The sequence below is a fragment of the Thermus kawarayensis JCM 12314 genome (assembly GCF_055393575.1).
Genome location: NZ_AP043756.1, coordinates 1,665,792 through 1,686,761 on the forward strand (window position 1 = coordinate 1,665,792; position 20,970 = coordinate 1,686,761).

At 68.3% G+C, this 20,970-nt stretch carries 21 protein-coding genes and 1 pseudogene; 9 read left to right on the top strand and 13 right to left on the bottom strand.

The window, feature by feature from the left end; genetic code table 11:
• The first annotated feature begins 93 nt into the window (after nucleotides 1-93).
• The 5 genes from ACZ5RK_RS09225 to ACZ5RK_RS09245 are packed head-to-tail and all read left to right on the top strand — an operon-like array spanning nucleotide 94 to nucleotide 5,366.
• Complete coding sequence (locus ACZ5RK_RS09225; protein ID WP_464908926.1) at nucleotides 94-1,281, top strand: ROK family transcriptional regulator; 1,188 nt, start codon at nucleotides 94-96, stop codon at nucleotides 1,279-1,281.
• Entirely contained in the window at nucleotides 1,238-2,473 is a 1,236-nt protein-coding gene (locus tag ACZ5RK_RS09230; protein ID WP_464908927.1) for an ABC transporter substrate-binding protein, read from the top strand. The genes ACZ5RK_RS09225 and ACZ5RK_RS09230 overlap by 44 nt, the downstream gene beginning before the upstream one ends.
• 54 nt (nucleotides 2,474-2,527) lie before the next feature.
• Nucleotides 2,528-3,637, top strand: coding sequence for a carbohydrate ABC transporter permease (locus ACZ5RK_RS09235; protein WP_464908928.1), 1,110 nt, complete (start codon nucleotides 2,528-2,530; stop codon nucleotides 3,635-3,637).
• Nucleotides 3,637-4,443 (top strand): carbohydrate ABC transporter permease, encoded by an 807-nt coding sequence (locus tag ACZ5RK_RS09240; protein WP_054647549.1) that lies wholly within the window; start codon nucleotides 3,637-3,639, stop codon nucleotides 4,441-4,443. The genes ACZ5RK_RS09235 and ACZ5RK_RS09240 overlap by 1 nt, the downstream gene beginning before the upstream one ends.
• Nucleotides 4,444-4,457: 14 nt before the next feature.
• Complete coding sequence (locus tag ACZ5RK_RS09245) at nucleotides 4,458-5,366, top strand: zinc-binding dehydrogenase (protein ID WP_464908929.1); 909 nt, start codon at nucleotides 4,458-4,460, stop codon at nucleotides 5,364-5,366.
• On the opposite strand, the gene ACZ5RK_RS09250 is transcribed toward ACZ5RK_RS09245, so the two are convergent.
• Nucleotides 5,361-6,182, bottom strand: a complete 822-nt coding sequence (locus ACZ5RK_RS09250) for a Rossmann-fold NAD(P)-binding domain-containing protein (RefSeq protein ID WP_464908930.1) — start codon at nucleotides 6,180-6,182, stop codon at nucleotides 5,361-5,363. The two genes, ACZ5RK_RS09245 and ACZ5RK_RS09250, sit on opposite strands and share 6 nt — an antisense overlap.
• Before the next feature lie 9 nt (nucleotides 6,183-6,191).
• On the opposite strand from ACZ5RK_RS09250, the gene ACZ5RK_RS09255 reads away from it, so the two are divergent.
• Entirely contained in the window at nucleotides 6,192-7,100 is a 909-nt protein-coding gene (locus ACZ5RK_RS09255; protein ID WP_464908931.1) for an AEC family transporter, read from the top strand.
• Here ACZ5RK_RS09255 and ACZ5RK_RS09260 read toward each other — a convergent pair.
• From ACZ5RK_RS09260 to ACZ5RK_RS09285, 6 genes are all read right to left on the bottom strand, one after another.
• Nucleotides 7,081-8,658, bottom strand: coding sequence for an IS200/IS605 family accessory protein TnpB-related protein (locus ACZ5RK_RS09260; protein WP_464908932.1), 1,578 nt, complete (start codon nucleotides 8,656-8,658; stop codon nucleotides 7,081-7,083). The genes ACZ5RK_RS09255 and ACZ5RK_RS09260 overlap by 20 nt on opposite strands.
• Before the next feature lie 76 nt (nucleotides 8,659-8,734).
• Nucleotides 8,735-9,118, bottom strand: a complete 384-nt coding sequence (locus ACZ5RK_RS09265; RefSeq protein WP_054647616.1) for a hypothetical protein — start codon at nucleotides 9,116-9,118, stop codon at nucleotides 8,735-8,737.
• On the bottom strand, nucleotides 9,115-9,801 hold the full coding sequence (locus ACZ5RK_RS09270; protein WP_464908933.1) for a 16S rRNA (uracil(1498)-N(3))-methyltransferase: 687 nt from the start codon (nucleotides 9,799-9,801) through the stop codon (nucleotides 9,115-9,117). The genes ACZ5RK_RS09265 and ACZ5RK_RS09270 overlap by 4 nt, the downstream gene beginning before the upstream one ends.
• Nucleotide 9,802: 1 nt before the next feature.
• Entirely contained in the window at nucleotides 9,803-10,567 is a 765-nt protein-coding gene (locus ACZ5RK_RS09275) for a 50S ribosomal protein L11 methyltransferase (protein ID WP_464908934.1), read from the bottom strand.
• Between the two features lie 4 nt (nucleotides 10,568-10,571).
• The gene (locus tag ACZ5RK_RS09280; protein ID WP_054647709.1) at nucleotides 10,572-11,168 is read right to left on the bottom strand and encodes a helix-turn-helix transcriptional regulator; all 597 of its coding nucleotides are present in this window, start codon (nucleotides 11,166-11,168) and stop codon (nucleotides 10,572-10,574) included.
• Between the two features lie 2 nt (nucleotides 11,169-11,170).
• Nucleotides 11,171-12,223, bottom strand: coding sequence for an Mrp/NBP35 family ATP-binding protein (locus ACZ5RK_RS09285; RefSeq protein ID WP_464908935.1), 1,053 nt, complete (start codon nucleotides 12,221-12,223; stop codon nucleotides 11,171-11,173).
• A gap of 64 nt (nucleotides 12,224-12,287) precedes the next feature.
• Here ACZ5RK_RS09285 and ACZ5RK_RS09290 point away from each other — a divergent pair, with 64 nt between their 5' ends.
• Nucleotides 12,288-12,890 carry a hypothetical protein gene (locus ACZ5RK_RS09290; RefSeq protein ID WP_054647495.1) on the top strand — a complete coding sequence of 201 codons (603 nt, stop codon included), beginning with the start codon at nucleotides 12,288-12,290 and terminating at the stop codon, nucleotides 12,888-12,890.
• Here the strand turns inward: ACZ5RK_RS09290 and ACZ5RK_RS09295 are convergent.
• Nucleotides 12,860-13,420, bottom strand: coding sequence for a Uma2 family endonuclease (locus ACZ5RK_RS09295; protein WP_054647494.1), 561 nt, complete (start codon nucleotides 13,418-13,420; stop codon nucleotides 12,860-12,862). The two genes, ACZ5RK_RS09290 and ACZ5RK_RS09295, sit on opposite strands and share 31 nt — an antisense overlap.
• Nucleotides 13,421-13,459: 39 nt before the next feature.
• Between ACZ5RK_RS09295 and ACZ5RK_RS09300 the strand changes: the two genes are divergently transcribed.
• Entirely contained in the window at nucleotides 13,460-16,048 is a 2,589-nt protein-coding gene (locus ACZ5RK_RS09300) for a valine--tRNA ligase (RefSeq protein ID WP_464908936.1), read from the top strand.
• Here ACZ5RK_RS09300 and ACZ5RK_RS09305 read toward each other — a convergent pair.
• The 5 genes and pseudogenes from ACZ5RK_RS09305 to trpC form a co-directional block, all read right to left on the bottom strand.
• A pseudogene (locus ACZ5RK_RS09305) lies at nucleotides 16,032-16,594 on the bottom strand (DUF6812 domain-containing protein). The gene ACZ5RK_RS09300 and the pseudogene ACZ5RK_RS09305 overlap by 17 nt on opposite strands.
• On the bottom strand, nucleotides 16,566-18,563 hold the full coding sequence (gene recJ / locus ACZ5RK_RS09310; protein ID WP_464908937.1) for a single-stranded-DNA-specific exonuclease RecJ: 1,998 nt from the start codon (nucleotides 18,561-18,563) through the stop codon (nucleotides 16,566-16,568). Before recJ ends, ACZ5RK_RS09305 begins: the two are co-directional and overlap by 29 nt.
• Nucleotides 18,560-18,874 carry a hypothetical protein gene (locus tag ACZ5RK_RS09315; RefSeq protein ID WP_054647740.1) on the bottom strand — a complete coding sequence of 105 codons (315 nt, stop codon included), beginning with the start codon at nucleotides 18,872-18,874 and terminating at the stop codon, nucleotides 18,560-18,562. The genes recJ and ACZ5RK_RS09315 overlap by 4 nt, the downstream gene beginning before the upstream one ends.
• On the bottom strand, nucleotides 18,871-19,578 hold the full coding sequence (locus ACZ5RK_RS09320; protein WP_464908938.1) for a 1-(5-phosphoribosyl)-5-[(5-phosphoribosylamino)methylideneamino]imidazole-4-carboxamide isomerase: 708 nt from the start codon (nucleotides 19,576-19,578) through the stop codon (nucleotides 18,871-18,873). The genes ACZ5RK_RS09315 and ACZ5RK_RS09320 overlap by 4 nt, the downstream gene beginning before the upstream one ends.
• 4 nt (nucleotides 19,579-19,582) lie before the next feature.
• Nucleotides 19,583-20,347, bottom strand: a complete 765-nt coding sequence (gene trpC / locus ACZ5RK_RS09325) for an indole-3-glycerol phosphate synthase TrpC (RefSeq protein ID WP_464908939.1) — start codon at nucleotides 20,345-20,347, stop codon at nucleotides 19,583-19,585.
• Nucleotides 20,348-20,554: 207 nt separating this feature from the next.
• On the opposite strand from trpC, the gene ACZ5RK_RS09330 reads away from it, so the two are divergent.
• Nucleotides 20,555-20,968, top strand: coding sequence for a helix-turn-helix domain-containing protein (locus ACZ5RK_RS09330; RefSeq protein WP_464908940.1), 414 nt, complete (start codon nucleotides 20,555-20,557; stop codon nucleotides 20,966-20,968).
• Nucleotides 20,969-20,970: the final 2 nt, after the last annotated feature.

The window sequence follows — 20,970 nt, forward strand, 5'->3', positions numbered from 1 at the left end:
CTAAGCCTCGAGGAGGGATCTGACAAGGGGGCTTGACAAGGAAGGGCCGGGGTGGTTTGCTTAGTGCTGAGAACGAACTAAAGGGGGGTGGGGGTGCGCAAGGGAGACACGCAGGAAATCCGCAGGCTAAACCGCCGGGCCATCCTGGGGCATCTGCGGAAGGGGCCCCTGACCCGTGCGGAGTTATCCCGGCGCACCGGCCTGGCCAAAAGCGCCATAAGCCGCCTGGTGGAGGAGCTCCTGCAGGAAGGCCTCCTGGAGGAAGGGGCCTTCACTTCTCCCCCCTTGGGGCGTCCCGGCACCCTTCTGCACCTCCGCCCCGGGGCACGCTTCGCCCTTGGGGCCGAGCTTGGCGTGGAGGGCACGGTGCTTGTGGCCCTGGACTGGCGGGGGGAGGTGCTCTGGGCCAAGGAGTGGGCGCATCCCCGGGAAACCGGCCTCGAGGCCCGGCTCCACCGCCTCTTGGAAGAAGCCCTTCCCCGGTCGCAAGGGGCCCTGGGGCTGGGCTTTACCCTGCCCGGGGTGGTGGTCTCGGGCCGCCTGCTCCTGGCCCCCAACCTGGGCTGGAAGGACCTGGACCTCGGCCTCCTTCGGGCGCCCCTCCCCCTCTGGCCGGAAAACGACGTCAAGGCCTCGGCCCTCTCCGAGGTCTTCCTCCACGGGGAAACCCACCTGGCCTACCTGATCCTCAGCACCGGCCTGGGGGTGGGGGTGGTGGCGGAGGGGCGGCTCTTAAGGGGGGTCAACGGGGCCTTAGGGGAGCTTGGCCACTGGCTGGGGAGCGGGGGCAAGCCCTGCGCCTGTGGCCGGCGGGGGTGCCTGGAAACCGAGCTGGGCCTGGACAGCCTCCTGGCCCACCACCGGGCCCTGGGAGGAAAGGCGGAGGACTTGGGGGCCCTCCTCCACCTGGCCCGAGGAGGGGATTCCCTCGTCCTGCAGGCCCTCGCCCACCTGGGGGAAGCCCTGGGCCGCTTCCTGGCCAACCTGGCCGTGGCCTACGATCCCGCGCGGGTGGTGGTGGGGGGCAAGGTGGCGGAGTTCTTCCCTTTTCTGGAGGATTCCCTGCGGCGGGCCCTAGAGGCCCACGCCTTCTTGGAAGCCCATCGGTCCCTTCCCGTGCAACCCTCGGTCTACGGGCATCTGGCCCCGGCGGTGGGCGGCGCCAGCCTTTTTCTGGCGCGGTTTTTTGAGCTGGGCGGCCTGTGGGCAGAAAGCCCACGTCGCAATGGAGGTAGGTATGAGGAAGTGGCTTTTGGCGATCGGCGTGGCCCTGGGGCTTAGCGCCCTGGCCCAGACGGGCAAGCTGGAGATCTTCTCCTGGTGGGCGGGAGACGAAGGCCCCGCCCTGGAGGCCCTCATCCGGCTCTACAAGCAGAAGTACCCGGGCGTGGAGGTCATCAACGCCACCGTGACCGGCGGGGCCGGAGTCAACGCCAAGGCGGTGCTCAAGACCCGCATGCTGGGGGGCGATCCCCCGGACACCTTCCAAGTGCACGCCGGGATGGAGCTCATCGGCACCTGGGTGGTGGCCGACCGCATGGAGGACCTGACCTCCCTCTTCCGCCAGGAAGGCTGGCTCCAGGCCTTCCCCAAAGGGCTCATTGACCTGATCTCCTACAAGGGAGGCATCTGGAGCGTCCCCGTCAACATCCACCGCTCCAACGTCATGTGGTACATCCCCGCCAACCTGCAGCGGTGGGGGGTGACCCCGCCCAAGACCTGGGCGGAGTTCCTGGCCACCTGCCAGACCCTGAAGCAGAAGGGCCTCCAGGCTCCCCTGGCCCTGGGGGAGAACTGGACCCAGCAGCACCTCTGGGAGAGCGTGGCCCTGGCCACTTTGGGGGCGGAAGGCTGGAACAACCTCTGGAGCGGGAAGCTGAAGTTCACCGACCCCAAGGCGGTGGCGGTCTGGGAAACCTTCGGGAAGGTCCTGGACTGCGCCAATAAGGACGCCGCCGGCCTTTCCTGGCAGCAGGCCGTGGACCGGGTGGTCCAAGGGCAGGCGGCCTTCAACATCATGGGCGACTGGGCCGCCGGATACATGGCCACCACCTTGAAGCTTCGCCCAGGCACCGACTTCGCCTGGGCGCCTTCCCCCGGAACCTCCGGAATCTTCATGATGCTCTCCGACTCCTTCGGCCTGCCCAAGGGGGCGAAGAACCGCCAGAACGCCCTCAACTGGCTTAAGCTCGTGGGCTCCAAGGAGGGGCAGGACACCTTCAACCCCCTCAAAGGCTCCATCGCCGCCCGGCTGGACTCTGACCCCGCCAAGTACAACGCCTACGGCCAGTCCGCCATGAAGGACTGGAAGTCCAACCGCATCGTGGGTTCCCTGGTCCACGGGGCCGTGGCGCCCGAGAGCTTCATGAGCCAGTTCGGCACCGTAATGGAGATCTTCCTGCAGAACAAGAACGCCCAAGCGGCGGCCAACGCCGCCCAGGCCATCGCCAGCCAGGTGGGCTTGGGCCGCTAAGGGCTTGGAACCCGCAGGGGCAAATGCCCCTGCGGGTTTTCCCCCGGAGGCAACGTGCGCGACCGGATCACGGCCTTTCTGGTCCTCCTCCCCTCCTTGGTGGCGGTGGGCATCTTCGTCTACGGCTTCATCGGGCAAAACCTTTGGGCCTCTCTCACCGACTGGGGGCGAAACCCCGCCCAGGCCCTGGCCTTGCGGCCCGAACTCCACTTCGTGGGCCTGGAAAACTACCGCGAGCTCTTCACCGGTTTTGTGGACGCGCGCTTCCGCCAGAGCGTGGTGAACCTTATCTTCTTTACCCTCTTCTTCATGGCGGGAAGCCTAGGGCTTGGGCTCCTTTTGGCCCTGGCCCTGGACCGGAGCCCCAAAGGGGAGGGGTTTTTCCGCACCGTCTTCCTCTTCCCCATGGCCCTCTCCTTCGTGGTCACGGGGACCATCTGGCGCTGGCTTTTGCAACCCCAAGGGGGGGTGAACGTTCTCCCTACCCTGTTGGGCCTGCCGCCCCTCTCCCTCCCCTGGCTCACCACCCGGGCGCAGACCCTGGTGTTTGACTGGAACCAGCTCCCCTTCTACACGGCCCTCGTGGTGGGGCTTGTCTTTCTCTACGTGGCCTGGGGCGCCCGCCGGGAGGGGGAAAGGAAGCGGTTTTACTGGAGCCTGTCCTCCGGAGGCCTCCTTCTCCTCTTTGCCCTCACCTGGGGAAGAGGGGTGCACCTGCTTCCCTACCCCGAACCTCATGGCTTCAGCCTGGCCCTGGTGGGGGTCATCCTGGCGGCGGTCTGGCAGATGTCGGGGTACACCATGGCCCTCTACCTGGCGGGCCTCCGGGGGATTCCCGTGGAGGTCCTCGAGGCCGCCCGGGTGGACGGGGCCAGCGAGTGGCAGCTTTTCCGGCGGGTCATCTTCCCCATGCTCGCCCCCATCACCCTTTCGGCCATGATCGTCCTGGGGCACATCGCCCTCAAGATCTTTGACCTCATCTTCGCCATGGCCGGCCTGGACTACGCCCCCACCGACGTGCCCGCCATCTACATGTACCTCCTCGCCTTCCGGGGCAACCAGTTCGCCAAGGGGGCGGCCATCGGCATCCTTCTCCTCCTCCTGGTGGCGGTGGTGGTCATCCCCTATCTCGCCAGCCAGCTCAGGAAGGAGGTGCGGCGGTGATGGGCCGGACGCTCTTATACGCCTTCCTTCTCCTGGCCACCGCCTTCTTCCTCCTCCCCGTGTACCTGGTGGTCCTCACCGCCCTCAAGGAGCCCGCCAAGATCACCCTGGACACGGTCTGGCGCTGGCCCGACCCCGTGTACTGGGAGAGCTTTCGCATCGCCTGGGAGGCCTTCCGTCCCAAGTTTCAAAACAGCCTGGTCCTAGCCCTTTCCGCCACCCTCCTCTCCGCCGCGGTAGGGGCCCTCAACGGGTACGTGTTGGCCAAGTGGCCCTTCAGGGGGTCGGGCCTCCTCTTCGCCCTGATGCTCTTCGGGATGTTCATCCCCTACCAGAGCATCCTCATCCCCCTCTTCCAGTTTGTGAAGGCCATCGGGCTTTATGGAACCCTCCTTGGCCTCATCCTGGTACACGTGGTCTACGGCATCCCCATCGTCACCCTTATTTTCAAGAACTATTACAGTGAGATCCCCGATGAGCTGGTGGAGGCGGCCCGCATAGACGGCGCCGGTTTCTTCGGGGTGTTCCGCCACGTGATCCTGCCCCTTTCCGCCCCGGCCTTCGTGGTGGTGGCCATCTGGCAGTTCACCCAGATCTGGAACGAGTTCCTTTTCGCCGTGACCCTTACCCGGCCCGAAAGCCAGCCCATCACCGTGGCCTTGGCCCAACTCGCCGGAGGGGAGGCGGTGAAGTGGAACCTGCCCATGGCAGGAGCCATCCTGGCGGCCCTGCCCACCCTCCTCGTCTACATCTTTCTAGGTCGCTACTTCCTCCGGGGGCTTCTGGCGGGCTCGGTGAAGGGGTAGCGTAGACTGAACCCATGCGCGTCTGGATCCAAGAACGCCTGGGAGGCCCCTTGGCCCTGAGGGAGGTCCCCGAACCCACCCCAGGCCCCGGGGAGGTCTTGGTGCAGGTGGAGGCGGTGGGCCTCAACTTCGCCGACCACCTGATGCGCCTGGGAGGGTATCTGACCCGGGTGCACCCGCCCTTCACCCCGGGGATGGAGCTGGTGGGCCAGGTGGCGGGGAAGCGGTACGCCGCCCTCCTTTCCCACGGGGCCCTGGCGGAGAAGGTGGCCGTGCCCCCGGAGCACCTCCTGCCCGTGCCGGAGGGCCTAAGCCCCGAGGAGGCGGCCGCATACCCTGTCTCCTTCCTCACCGCCTACCTGGCCCTCCGGCAAGCCCAGGCCAGGCCGGGGGAGTGGGTTTTGGTGCAGGCGGCGGCCGGGGCCTTGGGCACGGCGGCGGTGCAGGTGGCCAAGGCCCTCTCCCTGCGGGTGGTGGCGGCGGCCTCCTCGGCCTCTAAGCTTGCCCTTCCCCAGGCCTTGGGGGCGGAGGAGGTGGCCCCTTACGAGACCCTGCCCGAGAAGGTGCGCGCCTTGGGTGGGGTGGACATCGTCCTGGAAGTCCGGGGCAAGGCCGTGGAGGAAAGCCTGGGCTTCCTCAGGCCCAAGGGGCGCCTGGTCTACATCGGGGCCGCCGAGGGGGAGGCGGCCCCCATCCCTCCCCTGAGGCTCATGCGGAAAAACCTCGCCGTGCTGGGCTTCTGGCTCGCCCCCCTGCTCCGGGAGAAGGCGCTTGTGGAAGAGGCCCTGGCCTTTCTCCTGCCGCGGCTGGGCCGGGGGCTCAAGCCGGTGGTGGGGAAGGTCTTTCCCTTCCTCGAGGCCGAGGCCGCCTTCCGGACCCTCGTGGACCGGGGGCACGCGGGCAAGGTGGTGGTGCGCCTATAGCCCCAGGTAGGCCCGGGCCGCCGCCAGGTCAAAGAGGGCGTGGCCCACGCTCTTGAAGAGGACGAACCGCCCCTCGCTCCTTCGGCCCAAGAGGGCCTCCCGCAGGGTCACCACGGGCTTTTCCACCCCCTGAAGCTCGCCCGCCTCCGAAAGGGCGTCCTCGGTATCGCAGTAGAGGGCGGCCTCCCGCACCAAGGCCTCGGGGACCTCCCGCATCTCCGGGCGGAAGGACCCCACCGCCGCCAGGAACACCCCCTCGGGCACCCTTTCGGGGAGGACGGGGGTGGGGCTTGGGGTGGCGGTGACCAGGAAGGCCACGTCCTCGGGAATCCCCTCCCCCCTCCACTCCTCGGCGGGAAGCCCCAGGAGTTGCGCCTTCTCCAGAAAGGCCCGAAGCCGCTCCCGGCCCCTGCCCCGCGCCAGGACCCGGGTCAGGGGAAAGCCCTCGTGGAAGGCCTCGAGGTGGGCCTCCCCCACCGCCCCGGGCCCCACCACCAGCAAAGCCCCCTCCCGCCTCGAGGCCAGGGTTTCCGCCGCCAGGAGGGAAAGGGCGGCGGTGCGCCTCCTCGTGAGCTCCTCCCCGGGGAGGTGGAAGACCTTGCCGTCCGCAAGCCGCTTCACCCAGACCTCGGCCTGCACCGCGGGGCTTTTTTCGGGCTCCACCGTCACCAGCTTGCACAGGGCCACCTCCCGGTCGGCGGCGGGCATGGCCAGGAAGCTCCCCCCGGGGATGGGGAGGACCTGCCGCCTGGGAGCCACCGCCCCTTGGAGAAGGACCTTCCGGATGGTCTCGGCCAGTTCCCGATACGTGGGCATACCCCTAGAATGCCCCACATGGAGGCCCTCCTCAACACCGTGGTCCCCGTGGCCCTGGTGGTGGTTTCCGGCTATCTCCTGGGAAAGCGCCTGGAGATGGACCTCACCACCCTAAGCCGCCTCACCCTCTACCTCCTGGTGCCCGCCCTCATCCTGGACAGCATGTACCGGGCGGAGTACTCCCGGGAGGGGCTTCTGGGGCTCACCCTGGGCTTCGCCCTCACCTACGGGGCCCTCTACCTGGCCATCCAGGCCACCGCCAGGCTTCTCGGCCTTTCCCGGGAAGCCGCCAAGGGGCTTCTCGTCTGCAGCCTCTTCCCCAACTCCGGGAACATGGGCCTCTCCCTCACCTTCTTCGCCCTGGGGGAGGAGGGCCTGAGGCGGGCCGTGGTCTACTTCGTCCTCTCCAGCGTGGTGATGTTCGGGCTGGGGCCGGCCTTCATCCGGGGGGGAGGCCTGAAGGAGGGCCTCCTCTTCACCCTCCGCCTCCCCCTCTTCTACGCCCTTTTCCTGGGCCTCCTCCTAAGGGGCCTGGGGGCCACCCTCCCCTTCCGCCTGGACGAGGGGATTAGGCTCATGGGCCAGGCGGCCATCCCCGTCCTTCTCCTCACCCTGGGGATGCAGATGGCCAGGACCCCTTTCCGGATCGGCGCCTTTGAGGGCACGGCCAGCGCCCTAAGGCTCCTCCTCGCCCCCCTCGTGGCCTACGGGGTAGGGCTTTTCTTGGGGCTTCCCCGCCTGGAGCACCAGGTACTGGTCCTGCAGTCCGCCACCCCCGTGGCGGTGAACGCCTTCCTCCTCACCAAGGAGTTCGGTGGGGACGCCTCGATGGTGGCCCGGAGCGTGGTGGTCTCCACCTTCCTGGCCTTTCTAACGGTTCCCCTGGTCCTTTACCTGGTCAAACAGAGCACACATTAGCGCACTCCGGCCCCCCACCAGGATGAGGACCTTGGCCAACCTTCCACCCCTCCCACGATCCCCCGAAGCCGCTTTCCCGTCTGGGAAACGCCTTGAGGATGGGCTTGAGGGGAGAGAGGTCCCTCGGCACCTCGCGCCCGAGAAGGGGAAGGAAAGTGCCTGCCCTCAGGACCCTCCAAGGATTAGCGCCAGAGGAGTTCCTTCCCTCGGTTGATCCCTCTTGGCTCCCCGGTGAGCCCTGAAGGCTTGAAAGCAGGGACAGGGAATGGTGGACCTTCCTCAGCTCACGTACAAGCCTCCTCTTGAGGTAAGGGTTGCGTTCAGCCCTGTGCCTGGCCTCGAGTTCCCGGACCCTGGAGGCGTAGAAGTCCTGAACGTGAGCCCGAAAGGTCCCGTCTTGGATAAGGGCTTGGTAGCCCTTGGGCAACTTCTCCTGAAATCCCAAGGCACGCCTACCGATCACGTAGGCGGCGGCCACGTCCTTGGAGAGGGAGAGCTGTGGAGCGTACTTGAGCATCCCTATCGTGGAGGTGTCCTGGGGGTTCACCTCCACCACCTCCACGCCCCTCCTCTTCGCGAGGGCGTGGACCTTCCTGAGGAGGGAGGCGTAGGCGAAGCGGTGCTGCTTCCCGCGGAAGGCCCTGCCGGAGCCATCGCCCCTCATCGTCTTGCGGAGGTATTTGAGGCGTTCCGTGGCGATGGCCACCCCGTGCTCCTCGGCCAGGGAGACCACCTGGTGGGCTACCTTCCAGAGGAGAAGTTCCTTCGCCCCCCTGTTCGGAGCGCGGTCCACCTCCTCCAGGGAGAGGGCGAGATGGCGCTTCAGGTTGCCATCGGGAGTCACCACCGCCAGGGCCAGGTGGTAGGGGTCGGAGTTCACGTCCAGGCCCAGGACCCCGTTGGTCCTGGTGTGCATAGGGGCGGGAGCTTCCTCGGTCCAGGTGACGTGGGCGTAGACCTCCCCTTCGTGGAGCCTCAGTCCCACGTTGTAGGACTGGCGGGAGAGAACCCGTTCCACGAGCTTTCCCAGGTTGGGGTGGGAGGTCTTGAGGATGCTCCAGGCGTAGGTCCCGTCCCCGAGGTTTATCCGGAGCCAGAGGGCGCCGTCTTTGGGGACGAGGCGGAGGTTCTTGTTCCCCCCAGGTTCACCCCGGGAGTAGAGGTGGCCCTGGCGGCTCTCGCGCCATTTCTGTTTGAGCCGCTTTCTGCGCTTGCCAGAGACGTGCCCCTTGCTGAGCTGGGTGAAGAGCTTCCTCCCGCCAAAGACCACTTTGCGGGAATCTTCACCTCGTTCCCTGGCCGAGGCGATGGCCGCTTCCGCCAACATGAGGGCATCCCCGGCGTACCGGGTGTTCAGGCGGAACCTGGTGCAGAGGGGGCCGTTCTGGCTCTTGAGGAAGTCCACGGGTTCTCCCCGCAGGAGAGCCCTGTAACCGCCACGTTTGGCCGCCGAGAACCTCCGCATCACGTCCAGGGTGTCCCGTCTGTCTCCTTCCGTGGGGAAGACGAGCCTGGCGTGGACTCCCTGGAAGAGATTAGAAGCTCTTTGCCTGGGCATCACTACATTCCCTGTCTGTCTGGTGTATCCTGGAGAGAAACGGGTCCATCTGGGAGTTAGTGTAAGCTAAGGGTGGCTATTTTTCAACTTTTGGTTCCTCCTCGGGGTCGGGTAACCGGGGGGTGCCCCAGTCCACCTGGAAGAGGGGCTGCCCCTCCCAAAGCCCCACCAGGCGGTGGTACCCCTCCCCCAAGGGGAAACGGGCCTCGTAGGTCCCCAAAGACTCCAGGAAGAGGGCCTTTTCCTGCAGGAGGGTCTCCTCCCGGAACCACCGGAGGTGGAGGTAGCCTGCCCGGGGAAGCCTTTCCACCCAGAGAAGGAGCCTGGCCTCCCGCCCTTCCGGAAGAAGGCGGGCCACCACGAAGGGCCTTTCCGGAGGGGGAGGCCTCCCCGGGTCCAGGGGCAGGAAGGTGTACCGGCAGGCGGCGAGGAGGGGGAGGAGGAGCAAAAGAAGCCTCACCTTCCCTCCCCGGCGGTGCAGAGGGCGAGGAGGGCGAGGGCTGCGGTCTCCGCCCGGAGGATGCGCCTTCCCAAGGTCACCGGGGTGAAGCCCCGCTCCCGGAGAAGGGCCACCTCCTCCTCGGCGAACCCCCCCTCGGGCCCCACGGCCAGGGCCAGGGGCTTCTCCGGGTCCAGGACCTCCCGCACCCGGGCCCTCGCCCCCACGTGGGCCACCAGGCCCTGGGCCACCCGGGGAACCTCCCCCAGGGGGATGGGAGGAAGGACCTCGGGGATCCGCACCCTTCCCGACTGCTTGGCGGCCTCGAGGGCGATGGCCCTGAGGCGCCCGAGCTTCCCCTCCCCCATCTCCTTGGGGACGGAGTGCCGGGTGGTGAGGGGCTGGATCCGGGTGGCCCCGAGCTCCGTGGCGGCGCGCACCACCTCGGCGAGCTTATCCCCCTTGAGGAGGGCCATGTAGAGGACCACCTCCACCCCCACCTCCCTCTCGGGCCTCCGCTCCTCCAGGAGACGGTAACGCAGGGGAGGACCCAGGTCCACCACCTCGGCCAGGGCCTCCCTCTCCCCGTCAAAGACGGTGAACCGGTCCCCCACCCGGGCCCTTAGGACCTCCACCAGGTGGCGGCTCTCCTCCAGGGAAAGGACCCCGGTAAGCCCTGGGCTATAGGCGCGGTGGGGGCGCACGCTACCTCCGATAGACCAAAAGGGCCCACTCCCCCTCCCCCTCCTCCTCCAGGGGGCCAAAGCCCGCCCCGGCCATGGCCTCCCGGACCAGGGGGGCCTTCTCCCACAGAACCCCGGTGAGGAGGAGCCGCCCCCCCGGGGCCAGGGCCTCGGCGTAGCGGGGGGCGAACTCCGCGTGGAGCTCGGCGAAGAGGTTGGCCACCACCAGGGAAAAGGGCCCGTGGGGAAGGGCCTCTTCCAGGCTCCCCAGGAGGAAGCGGGGAAAGACCCCGTTGGCCCGGGCGTTGGCCTCCGCCTGGGGGAGCACGGCGGGGTCAACGTCCACCCCCAGGGCTTCTCCCCCCAGCTTGGAGGCGGCGATGGCCAGGATCCCGCTCCCCGTGCCCAGGTCCAGAACCCTTTCCCCGGGGCGGAGATGGCGGGCGAGGGCCCTGAGGGCCAGGCGGGTGGTCTCGTGGTGCCCGGTGCCGAAGGCCATCCCGGGCTCAATGACCAGGGGGATTTCCGGCCCTTCCCAGGCGTGCCAGGGGGCGAGGACCACGAAGGGCGGGGCCAGGGCGGGCTTCAAGTCCCGCCGCCATGCCTCCAGCCAGTCCTCTTCGGAAAGCTCCTCCCAGACCCCCCCGTAGGGGAGGTCCAGGGGGGCGGGGAAGTAGGCCCAGACCTCCCCTTCCCGCTCCCAAAGCCCCCGCGCCCCCTGGGCGAAAAGCTCGGGCACCAGGGGGTCCAGCTCCCAAGGGGTACCCTTCAGACGGTAAACCCACACCCCGTCATTCTACCCGGTACCGGCAGCAGCTTCCCCCGCTGGCGATGCGCTCCTCCCGCACCAGAGGCAGGCCTAAAAGCTCCTGGTAAGCCAAAAGCTCGCTCTCGCAAAGGACCTCGTGGTCCCGGGAGAGGGCGAGTTTGGGGCAACGCCTCTGGCAGAGATAAAGGTGCCCCCCCTCCTCCACCACCTCCGCCTCGTAGCCCTGCTCCCTGAGAAAGGCCGCCAGGCGCAAGAGGCGTTCCCGCAAGGGAAGGTCCTCCCGGGCCAGGGGGGCGAGGAGGGCCCGGTGCCTCTCCAGAAGGAGCCCCATCACCCCTTCCCGCCCCAGGGCCTTCTCCAGGCCCTGGAGCACGTCCCCGCACAAAGTGGCGTAAGGGCTTTCCTCATCCCGGGCCCGGTAAAGCCGGTAGGGACGGCCCCGCCCCGGGCACTTCTTCACCTCCGAGCGCACCAGGCCCCGGGCCTCCAGGTCCTGCAGGTGCTTGAGGGCCGCAGCCCGGCTCACCCCCAAGGCCGAAGCCACCTCCTTGGTGGTGAGGGGCTTGGCCCGGAGGAGGTCCAGAACCTTTTCCTTGGTGCCTTCCAGAAGAAGGGCCATGCCTAGGCCATGGGCAAGGGCAGGAAGGTCTGCACGCTCAAGGCCGCCGCCAGCTCCCGGGCCGCCCTCAGGAAGGCCTGGGCCTCCGTCCCCTCCGGGTCGGCCACCAGGATGGGCACGCCCCGGTCGCCGCTTTCCCTAAGGGGAAGGGTCAGGGGGATCTCCCCGAGGAAGCGGGTCTTGAGCTTTTCCGCAAGCCTCCTCCCGCCCCCTTCCCCGAAGATGGGGGTGGGCTTGCCGCAGTGGGGGCAGAGGAAGGCGCTCATGTTCTCCAGAACGCCCAGGAGGGGCACCTGGACCTTCTTGAACATGTCCGCCGCCCGCTCGGCGTCAATGAGGGCCACCTCCTGGGGGGTGGTGACGATGACCCCGCCCGAGACCCGGGTGAGCTGGGTGAGGGAGAGCTGCACGTCCCCGGTCCCCGGGGGAAGGTCCACCACCAGGTAGTCCAGCTCCCCCCAGGCCACCTCCTCCAGGAACTGGCGGATGGTGCCGTGGAGGATGGGCCCCCGCCAGATCATGGCCTGCCCCGGGGGCACGATGTTGGCCAAGGAGAGCACCCGGATCCCGTGGCGCTCCAGGGGAAGGATCCTGCGGCTCTGGTCCACCTTGAGCCGTTCCCCCTCGAGGCCAAACATCTTCGCCTGGCTGGGCCCGTAAAGGTCGGCGTCCAGAAGCCCCACCCGGGCCCCTTCCCGGCTTAGGGCCAGGGCCAGGTTAGCGGCCACGGTGCTCTTCCCCACCCCGCCCTTGCCCGAGCCCACCGCCACCACGTGCTTGACCCCGGGGATGGGGTACTGCTCGGGGGGCCTCACGCCTCCCCCGAAGCGCACCCGCACCTCCTCCGCCCCGAGGGGCAGGAGGGCCTTCCGGATGTCCGCCTCTATCTGGCCCTTCAAGGGGCAGGCCGGGGTGGTGAGCTGGACGAGGAGGTCCACCCTCCTCCCCTCCACCCGCACCTCCCCCACCATCCCCAGGGAGACCAGATCCTTGCCCAGCTCGGGGTCCATCACCGTGCGCAGGGCCTCGAGGACCCGCTCTTCGGATAGCGCCATACCGGGGCTAGAGTATACCCGAGGATAGTTTTGGGCAAGGGGAGAAGGCACAGTATACTCGCCCGTGTACCCCGAGTGGCAGAAGAAGCGCTTTTGGGAGCTCCACCTGGCCTGGCTGGTGCAGGGCCCCGGGGGCCACGAGCTCCTCTTCAAGGTAAACCCCTACAGCCTCTACGCCACCCGGGAGGAGGCCCTGGAGGCCGCCAAGGCCCTCCTCCGGGGGAGACTGGACCAGGACCCCAGGGTGGGCCGCCACAAGGCCCCCGTGCGCCTAAGCGAGGAGGACAGGACCCGCTTCCTGGTCCTCCTGGAAGGGGGCAGGGCCCTCCTCCCCCTGGACCGCTACGCCCTTCTGGGGGAGGTGGTGGAGGTGGAGGAGCGCCTCCTCCACCGGGCGCCCTTCGGCGACCCCAGGAACGTCCTCCACAGCCTCCAAGGCCTCCCGGTGCGCCTCCTCCACACCCCCTTGAATGACCCCGAGGCGGAGAGCCAGGAGGTGGCCCAAGGCCCCCTGGAGGTTCTGCCCGAGGGGGTCCGGGTGGGCGGGGTTTTCCTCAGAATCCCCCTAGGGACCCCCGTAGAAGGCCTGGCCTACGAGGAGGCCTTCTTCCACCTGGGGGAAGGGCGGTACTACCTCTACGCCCTCTCCAGCTCCACCCCCTCGTAAAGGGAGGCCAGGTCCAAAGGGAGGTCCACGCAAGGCAAGAGGGGCTGGCCCTCGGTGTAGACCTCGTGGACCACTCCCTCCTCCCCCTTGCGGTACACCTCCACCCGGGGCTCGGCCGCACCCACCAGGAGGTAGACCTCGAGGGAAGGCAGGGAGAGGTAGTTCCAGCGCTTCTCTCCCCGGTCCAGGCGCTCCGTGGAGGGGGAAACCACCTCCGCCACCAGACAGGGGGCCTCCTCGTAAAGGGGATGGGGCGAGGGGCTCCCGCAGACCACCATGAGGTCCGGGTAATAGACGGTGCGGTCTGAAATCTTTAGCTTCACGGTCTCCGTGTAGAGGCGGCACCCCTTCCTGCGGACCGCCTCCCTGAGGAGGAAAGCCAGGTTCTGCACGAGGAGGTTGTGGGCCTTGCTGGCCCCGGCCATGGCGTAGGGAACCCCCTCCACGAGCTCATGGCGCAGGGGACTCTGGGCCTCCATCTCCAGGTAGGCCCCAAGGCTCAAGGGCAACGCCCGGGCCGCCTCGCCCATGGCTCCATACTAGCCCCTACCGGTAAAGTAAAGGGTAGCATGGACCTACCCAAGGCCTACGATCCCAAGTCCGTGGAGCCCAAGTGGGCGGAGAAGTGGGCGAAGAACCCCTTCGTGGCGGACCCCAAAAGCGGCAAGCCCCCCTTCGTCATCTTCATGCCGCCCCCCAACGTCACCGGCTCCCTCCACATGGGCCACGCCCTGGACAACAGCCTCCAGGACGCCCTCATCCGCTACAAGCGCATGCGGGGGTTTGAGGCGGTCTGGCTTCCCGGCACCGACCACGCCGGCATCGCCACCCAGGTGGTGGTGGAGCGCCTCCTCCTGAAGGAGGGAAAGACCCGGCACCACCTGGGGCGGGAAAAGTTTCTGGAAAGGGTCTGGCAGTGGAGGGAGGAGTCCGGGGGGACGATCCTGAAGCAACTGAAGCGCCTGGGGGCCAGCGCCGACTGGAGCCGGGAGGCCTTCACCATGGACGAGAAGCGCTCCCGGGCCGTGCGCTACGCCTTTTGCCGCTACTACCACGAGGGCCTGGCCTACCGGGCCCCCCGCCTGGTCAACTGGTGCCCCCGGTGCGAAACCACCCTCTCGGACCTCGAGGTGGAGACCGAGCCCACCCCGGGCAAGCTCTACACCCTGCGCTACGAGGTGGAAGGGGGAGGGCACATAGAGATCGCCACGGTCCGCCCGGAGACCGTCTTCGCCGACCAAGCCATCGCCGTCCACCCCGAGGACGAGCGCTACCGGGACCTCATGGGCAAAAGGGCCCGCATCCCCCTCACGGAGGTTTGGATCCCCATCCTCCCCGACCCCGCCGTGGAGAGGGACTTCGGCACCGGGGCGCTGAAGGTCACCCCGGCCCACGACCCCCTGGACTACGAGATCGGGGAGCGCCACGGCCTAAAGCCCGTTTCCGTCATCAACCTGGAAGGGAAGATGGAAGGGGAGAGGGTCCCCGAGGCCCTAAGGGGCCTGGACCGCTTTGCGGCCCGGAAGAAGGCGGTGGAGCTCTTCCGGGAGGCAGGCCACCTGGTGAAGGAGGAGGACTACACCATCGCCCTCGCCACCTGCTCCCGGTGCGGCACCCCCATTGAGTACGCCCAGTTCCCCCAGTGGTGGCTTAGGATGCGGCCTTTGGCCGAGGAGGTCCTGGAGGGCCTAAGGCGGGGGGAGATCGCCTTCGTCCCCGAGCGCTGGAAAAAGGTCAACATAGAGTGGCTGGAGAACGTCCGGGACTGGAACATCTCCCGGCAGCTCTGGTGGGGGCACCAGATCCCCGCCTGGTACTGCGAGGACTGCGGGGCGGTGAACGTGCCGCACCCTGAGGGCTACCTGGAAGACCCCGGCTCCTGCGAGGCCTGCGGGAGCCCACGCCTCAAGCGGGACGAGGACGTCTTTGACACCTGGTTCTCCTCGGCCCTCTGGCCCCTTTCCACCCTAGGCTGGCCCGAGGAGACGGAAGACCTCAAGGCCTTCTACCCGGGGGACGTCCTGGTCACGGGGTACGACATCCTCTTCCTCTGGGTCTCCCGCATGGAGGTCTCGGGCTACCACTTCATGGGGGAGAGGCCCTTCAAGACCGTCCTCCTCCACGGGCTCGTGCTGGACGAGAAGGGCCAGAAGATGTCCAAGTCCAAGGGGAACGTGATAGACCCCCTGGAGATGGTGGAGCGCTACGGGGCCGATGCCCTGCGCTTCGCCCTCACCTACCTAGCCACGGGGGGGCAGGACATAAGGCTTGACCTCCGCTGGCTGGAGATGGCCCGAAACTTCGCCAACAAGCTCTACAACGCCGCCCGCTTCGTCCTTCTCGCCCGGAAGGAGTTCAGCCCCCAAAGGGACGAGCCTACCCTGGCGGACCGCTTCATGCGAAGCCGCTTAAGCCGGGGCGTGGAGGAGATCACCGCCCTCTACGAAGCCCTGGACCTGGCCCAGGCCGCCCGGGAGGTGTACGAGCTCGTCTGGAGCGAGTTCTGCGACTGGTACCTGGAGGCCGCTAAGCCCGCCCTCAGGGCGGGGAACGCCCACACCCTGAGGACCCTGGAAGGGACCCTCGCCGCCCTCCTCAAGCTCCTCCACCCCGTGATGCCCTTCCTCACCAGCGAGCTCTACCAGGCCCTCACCGGGGTGGAGGAGCTCGCCCGGGAGCCCTGGCCCGAGCCCGGGGAGCGGGACCTCGAGGCCGAGGCCCGGTTTGAAGCCCTCAAGCAGGCGGTGGCGGCGGTGCGGGCCCTAAGGGCCGAGGCGGGGCTTCCCCCGGCCCAGGAGGTGCGGGTGTACCTCGAGGGGGAGGTGGCCCCCGTGCGGGAGAACTTGGAGGCCTTCCGCTTCCTGAGCCGGGCCGAGCTCCTTTCCGCAAGGCCGGAAAAGGCCCTGGTGAAGGCCATGCCCAAGGTGACGGTGCGGATGCCCTTGGAGGGCCTTCTGGACCTGGAGGAGTGGAAGCGCCGCCAGGAGAAGCGGCTCAAGGAGCTCCTGAGCCTGGCGGAGAAGAGCGAGCGGAAGCTTTCCGCCCCAGGGTTCAGAGAAAAGGCCCCAAAGGAGGTGGTGGAGGCGGAGGAGGCGAGGCTAAGGGAGAACCTGGACCAGATCGCCCGCCTCCGGGAGGCCCTCAGCCAAATAGGGTGAGCCTGGGGTCCCGGGCCTCCCCCGGGGCCTCCACCACCCCCTCGGCCAGGCGCAGGTTGAGGGTGACGAAAGGAAAGCTCTCCAGAGGCTCCAGGTCCACCATGGGCTTGTCGGGGGCGAGGAGGTAAAGGCTGGCCTCCCAGAGGGTCTGGAAGGGCTTGGCCTGGGAAAGGAAGTCGGAAAGCCTCACTCCCCGCGGCAGAAGAAGCTCCCCGGCCAGGAGGTAGTCCCCGAAGAGAAAGGCCAGGCGCCGCCTTTCCAAAAGGCCGGGGCTTGTGCGGGGCTCCGAGGCCTTTCCCCCCACCACCCACTGGATGCGCTCCTTGCGGAGGGCCAAAAAGCCGGTGCTGGCCTTGAGGTCCTGGGCCTCGGGGGGTGGCGAAAGCCGGGGCTATAGACCAAAGCCCCGGTCACCGGCAGGTAGACCCGCTCCTGGTTGAGAAGATCGGCGGTGCCGGACCCCGGCACCAGGTAGATGGTCCCGTAGACCCGGTAGGCCACGGTGTAGATCCGGGCCTCATGGGCTTCCCGCGGACTCCTGTACACGGATGACCTCCCAGTAGGCGAGGAGGGCCTCGCTGAAAAGCCCCGGGTGGCGGCGCTCGTAGGCGAAAAGGAGGCGGCGGGAGATGGCCAGGCGAAGCCGCTCCTCGGGGGTGAAGAGGGCCGGGGGAGAGCCCAGGCGGGCGCGACCCTCCGGGCCCAGGGCCACATCCACCCGGGCCGCCCTCACCGGGCGCGGGGGCAGGCCCAGCCAAAGGGGGGCCTCCTCGGGAGGCATGAGGCGGAAGCCCGCCTTCCTGGCGTACTCCAGGCCTTCCGGGTTGTCCTCGGGGACGTAGACCCCTTCCCCCAGGCGGGCCCGGGCCAGGGCCTCGGCCAGGGGCACGGGAAAGGCGAAGGGCTCCACCCCGCCCAAAAGCTCCTGGGGCTCCCGGAGGTCCACGGCCTGGACCTCGTAGCTCAGGCTCCCGTTCCAGGCGTTCTCGGTGAGGAGGCCCGCCACCTCCACCTCCTGGGGTAAGGCCGCCTGGCCCATGCGCCAGGCCACCACCCGCACCCCCCCCAGGCGGAAGGCCAGGTGCCGCCCCTCCCCCAGGAGGCGAACGTCCTCGGGAAGGCCCGCGAGGAGGAAAAGGGGCTCAGGGTTCCCGGCCCCGTGGGGCTCCAGCGGCTGAAGCTCGCGAAAGACCTGGGGCAGGAGGGAAGGGGGTGGAAGGGGCGAGACGAGCTCCACCTCCTTCACGGGGTCGGGAAAGCTTTGGGCGTAGACCAAAAGGCGCCTCTTAAGCTCGGGGAAGCGTTCCTCCTCCAGGGCGAAGCCCGCCGCCTCCCGGTGCCCGCCGTAGCGGAGGAGAAGGTCTTCCGCGCTCCTCAGGGCCTCCACGGCGCTGATGGGGGGAAGGCTCCGCACCGTCCCCTTCCCCTGGGCCACCAGGAAGACGGGCCTGAGGGTGGCCTCCAGGATACGGCTCGCCACGATCCCCATCACCCCCGGGTGGCCCTCCGGGTCCAGGAGGACGATGGCCTTCTCCTCCGGGTCCGCCTGGGGCAGGAGGCGGCGGAGCATCTCCTCCTCTATGGCCTGGCGGCGGGCGTTCAGGCGGGAAAGCTCCTGCACCAGGGCCTCGGCCTCGGCCTCGTCGTCGGTGAGGAGAAGCCTCAGGGCCTTCTCCGCCTCCCCCAGGCGGCTTGCCGCGTTGAGGCGGGGAGCGATGCGGAAGGCCACCTCCACCGCCTTCCCCGTGTAGCCCACCGCTTGGGCCAGACGCCTCAGGCCCACCCAGGGGGAGTCCCGAAGGCGGGAAAGGCCCTCCCGCACCAGGGCCCGGTTCCAGCCCCAGAGGGGGGCCACGTCGGCGATGGTGCCCACCGCGGCGAGGTCGGCGTACTCCAAGGGCAGGGGCAGGCCCAGGCGTCGGTAGAGGGCCAGGAGGAGCAAAAAGGCCACCCCGGCCCCCGTGGGCTTCTCCCCCAGGCCTGGGGTGTAGGCGGGGTGGAGGACGAGCCCGGGCGGCGGGGTCTTTCCTGGGGTGTGGTGGTCGGTGACCAAAACCTCCACCCCGTTTTCCCAAAGCTCCCTAAGCTCGGCGTGGTTGGTGATGCCGCAGTCCACGGTGAGGAAGACCTCGGCCGCATCCAGGTGCTCGGGAACCCGGTCCATGAGGACGCCGTAGCCCTCCTCGAGGCGGTGGGGGATGAAGGGGTGGACCCTGGCCCCCAAAGCGGAAAGCCCCCGGACCAGGATGGCCGTGCCCGTGAGCCCGTCGGCGTCGTAGTCCCCGTGGACGCGGATGCGCTTGCCCTCCCGTAAAGCGGCCTGGAGAAGGTCCACCGCCTCCTCCAGGCCCCTCAGGGGAAGGGGGGCCAGGGGTGGGTCCAGGTCCTCCGGCCGCTCAACCCCCCGGTGCCAGAGGGCCAAAGCCGCCTCCGGACCCACCCCAAAGAGGGCCATCACCTCCCGCCACCTGGCCACAGGCGGCAGGGGGAGAAGCCGCCAGCGGACCCGGCTCATGGTTCTTCCCGGTCGGGAATGCGGGGGATCTCCTCGAGGCGCTCCCGCTTGAGGGCCTCCACCTCCCCTTGGAGCCGCCGCACCTCCCTGAGAAGCCCCCGCCTCTCCCCAAGCCCCCTAAGCCAAAGGGCCAGGGCGAAAAGCCCCCCCACCAGGAGGCCCAAAAGGTAGGCCCCGGGAAGCAGGTAGTAAAGGGGAAGGAGGCCCCAGGGAGAGGGGAGGGCCAAGAAGGGGTAGGCGTAGTACAGGTAAACCCCCACCGCCCCCGCTCCCAGGCTCACCAGAAGGAAGATCCACTGAAGGAGTTTCATACCGCCTCCAAAATCTCCGGAAGCCTGATCCGCCCCTCGTAAAGGGCCTTGCCCAAAAGGGCCCCCTCCACCCCAAGGCGCTTCAAGGCCAGGACGTCCTCCACCGAGGCGATGCCTCCCCCGGCGATGAGTTCGTGGGGCCAAGCTTCCCGCACCCGGGCCACCGCCTCCAGGTCCAGGCCCAAGAGGGTCCCGTCCCGGCGCACGTCCGTGTAGATCACGGTGCGCACCCCCAGACCCGCCCAGGTGCGGAGGAGGTCCAGGGCGAAAAGGGAGGTCCTCTCCTGCCAGCCCGAGACCACCACCTCCAGGCCCCGGGCGTCCAGGGCCAGGGCCAGGCGCCCGGGGCCCGCCTCCTGCAGCATCCTTTCCAAAAGCCCCGGGTCCTTCACCGCCGCCGTGCCCACCACCGCCCGGCCCGCCCCCAGGGAAAGGGCCTCCCTTAGGGCCTCGAGGGTGCGGATGCCCCCGGCCAGCTGGAAGGGGATGGCCAGGGCGCCGGCGATCCTTCGGATGGCCTCCCGGTTGTCCCCCGTGCCCAGGGCCCGGTCCAGGTCCACCAGGTGGAGAAGCCGAGCCCCTTCCTTCTGCCAGCGCAAGGCGGCCTCCAGAGGGTCCCCGTAAAGGGTCTTTCGCGAGGGATCCCCCTCGTAGAGGCGCACCGCCTGGCCTCCCTTAAGGTCCACCGCGGGGATGAGCCACATGGCCCTATCCTACAAGCTCCCGCAAAGCGCCCTCCAGGTCGGGGCTTCGCATGAGGCTCGTGCCGATGAGGACGGCGTCAAAAAGCCCCTCCAAGGCCCTTAGCTCCTCCTTGCGGGAATACCCGGACTCCGCCACCAAAACCCCGGCGAAGCCCCGCTTCCGGGCCAGGCGGCCAAGGCGGGGGGCGGTGGCGAGGTCTATCCGCAAGGTGGCCAGGTCCCGGTTGTTGACGCCGAGGACCTCGGCCCCCGCCTCCAGGGCAAGCTCCAGCTCCCTCTCGGTGTGCACCTCCACCAGGGCGTCCAGGCCCAAGGCCCGGGCCCTTTCCAGGTAAGCCCCGGTGAACTCCCCGAGGAGGGCCACGATGAGAAGGGCGGCGCTTGCCCCGAAGGCCCGGGCCTCCTCCAGCATGAAGGGGTCCACCACGAAGTCCTTGCGCAGGAGGGGAAGGGCCACCCTCTCCCCCACCCGCTTGAGGTCTAAGAGGCTTCCCCCGAAATGGTGAGGCTCGGTGAGGACGCTCACTGCCCTCGCCCCGCCCCGGGCGTAGGCCAGGGCGGCCTCCACCGGGTCCACCTCCCGTATGGCCCCCTCGGAAGGGCTTTGCTTCTTCACCTCGGCGATTAGGGAAAGCCCCGGGAGGAGGAGGGCTTCCTTGAAGGAGGGCACGGGGGGAGGCTCGGGAAGGGGGTAGGGGGCCACCTCCAAAGCCCGCCTCCGGGCGATCTCTCCTAGGACCCCAGGGATGCGGGAAAGGTCCGGCCGCATGGGGCCATTCTACCTAGAATGGGGTCATGCCCCACCCTCTTCCCCGGACCCTCTTCCCTTGGGGTGGAGGCTTTCCTGGAAAGCCTGCGACGGGCGGGGTTAACCACCTTCACCGAAATGCTCGGAGCCTACAAGGGTCACCTCTAGCCCGACCGGGCTATTGCGTTTATTTCGTTTGCCCGGTAGACTGGGGCCTGGAGGTTGGGTATGGGCGGTCTCCTCTTCACCCCTAGGCTCCCGGCAGAAGCGGTCAAGGCCTTCCGGGAAAAGCTCACCCCCGGCAAGGTCTTGCGCCTCGAGGAAGCCTCCTTGACCCTCACCCCCGAGCTGGCCCAGCTCCTCCAGGAACTCCTGGAGGCGCTTTTACGGGGCGAGGCGGTGCGCATCGTCCCCCTGGAAGCAGAACTCACCACGGGCCAGGCGGCGGAGCTCCTCGGGGTCTCCCGGCCTTACCTGGTCCGGCTTCTGGAGGAGGGCAAGATTCCCCACCACAAGGTGGGCACCCACCGCCGGGTACGGGCCAGGGACCTCCTGGCCTACCTGGAGGCTTCCCGGAAGCGGGGAAGGGAACTTTTGGACCAGCTCATCGGCGAAGCCCAGGAGCTCGGCCTCGGGTATTAGAC

Excerpts from the sequence above, each read along its gene's own strand:
- ACZ5RK_RS09230 (WP_464908927.1), top strand. The coding sequence starts at position 1,238 with ATGAGGAAGTGGCTTTTGGCGATCGGCGTGGCCCTGGGGCTTAGCGCC.
- ACZ5RK_RS09240 (WP_054647549.1), top strand. The coding sequence starts at position 3,637 with ATGGGCCGGACGCTCTTATACGCCTTCCTTCTCCTGGCCACCGCCTTC.
- ACZ5RK_RS09245 (WP_464908929.1), top strand. The coding sequence starts at position 4,458 with ATGCGCGTCTGGATCCAAGAACGCCTGGGAGGCCCCTTGGCCCTGAGG.
- ACZ5RK_RS09250 (WP_464908930.1), bottom strand. The coding sequence starts at position 6,182 with ATGCCCACGTATCGGGAACTGGCCGAGACCATCCGGAAGGTCCTTCTC.
- ACZ5RK_RS09255 (WP_464908931.1), top strand. The coding sequence starts at position 6,192 with ATGCCCCACATGGAGGCCCTCCTCAACACCGTGGTCCCCGTGGCCCTG.
- ACZ5RK_RS09260 (WP_464908932.1), bottom strand. The coding sequence starts at position 8,658 with ATGCCCAGGCAAAGAGCTTCTAATCTCTTCCAGGGAGTCCACGCCAGG.
- ACZ5RK_RS09280 (WP_054647709.1), bottom strand. The coding sequence starts at position 11,168 with ATGGCCCTTCTTCTGGAAGGCACCAAGGAAAAGGTTCTGGACCTCCTC.
- ACZ5RK_RS09285 (WP_464908935.1), bottom strand. The coding sequence starts at position 12,223 with ATGGCGCTATCCGAAGAGCGGGTCCTCGAGGCCCTGCGCACGGTGATG.
- ACZ5RK_RS09295 (WP_054647494.1), bottom strand. The coding sequence starts at position 13,420 with ATGGGCGAGGCGGCCCGGGCGTTGCCCTTGAGCCTTGGGGCCTACCTG.
- ACZ5RK_RS09300 (WP_464908936.1), top strand. The coding sequence starts at position 13,460 with ATGGACCTACCCAAGGCCTACGATCCCAAGTCCGTGGAGCCCAAGTGG.
- recJ (WP_464908937.1), bottom strand. The coding sequence starts at position 18,563 with ATGAGCCGGGTCCGCTGGCGGCTTCTCCCCCTGCCGCCTGTGGCCAGG.
- ACZ5RK_RS09315 (WP_054647740.1), bottom strand. The coding sequence starts at position 18,874 with ATGAAACTCCTTCAGTGGATCTTCCTTCTGGTGAGCCTGGGAGCGGGG.
- ACZ5RK_RS09320 (WP_464908938.1), bottom strand. The coding sequence starts at position 19,578 with ATGTGGCTCATCCCCGCGGTGGACCTTAAGGGAGGCCAGGCGGTGCGC.
- trpC (WP_464908939.1), bottom strand. The coding sequence starts at position 20,347 with ATGCGGCCGGACCTTTCCCGCATCCCTGGGGTCCTAGGAGAGATCGCC.
- ACZ5RK_RS09330 (WP_464908940.1), top strand. The coding sequence starts at position 20,555 with ATGGGCGGTCTCCTCTTCACCCCTAGGCTCCCGGCAGAAGCGGTCAAG.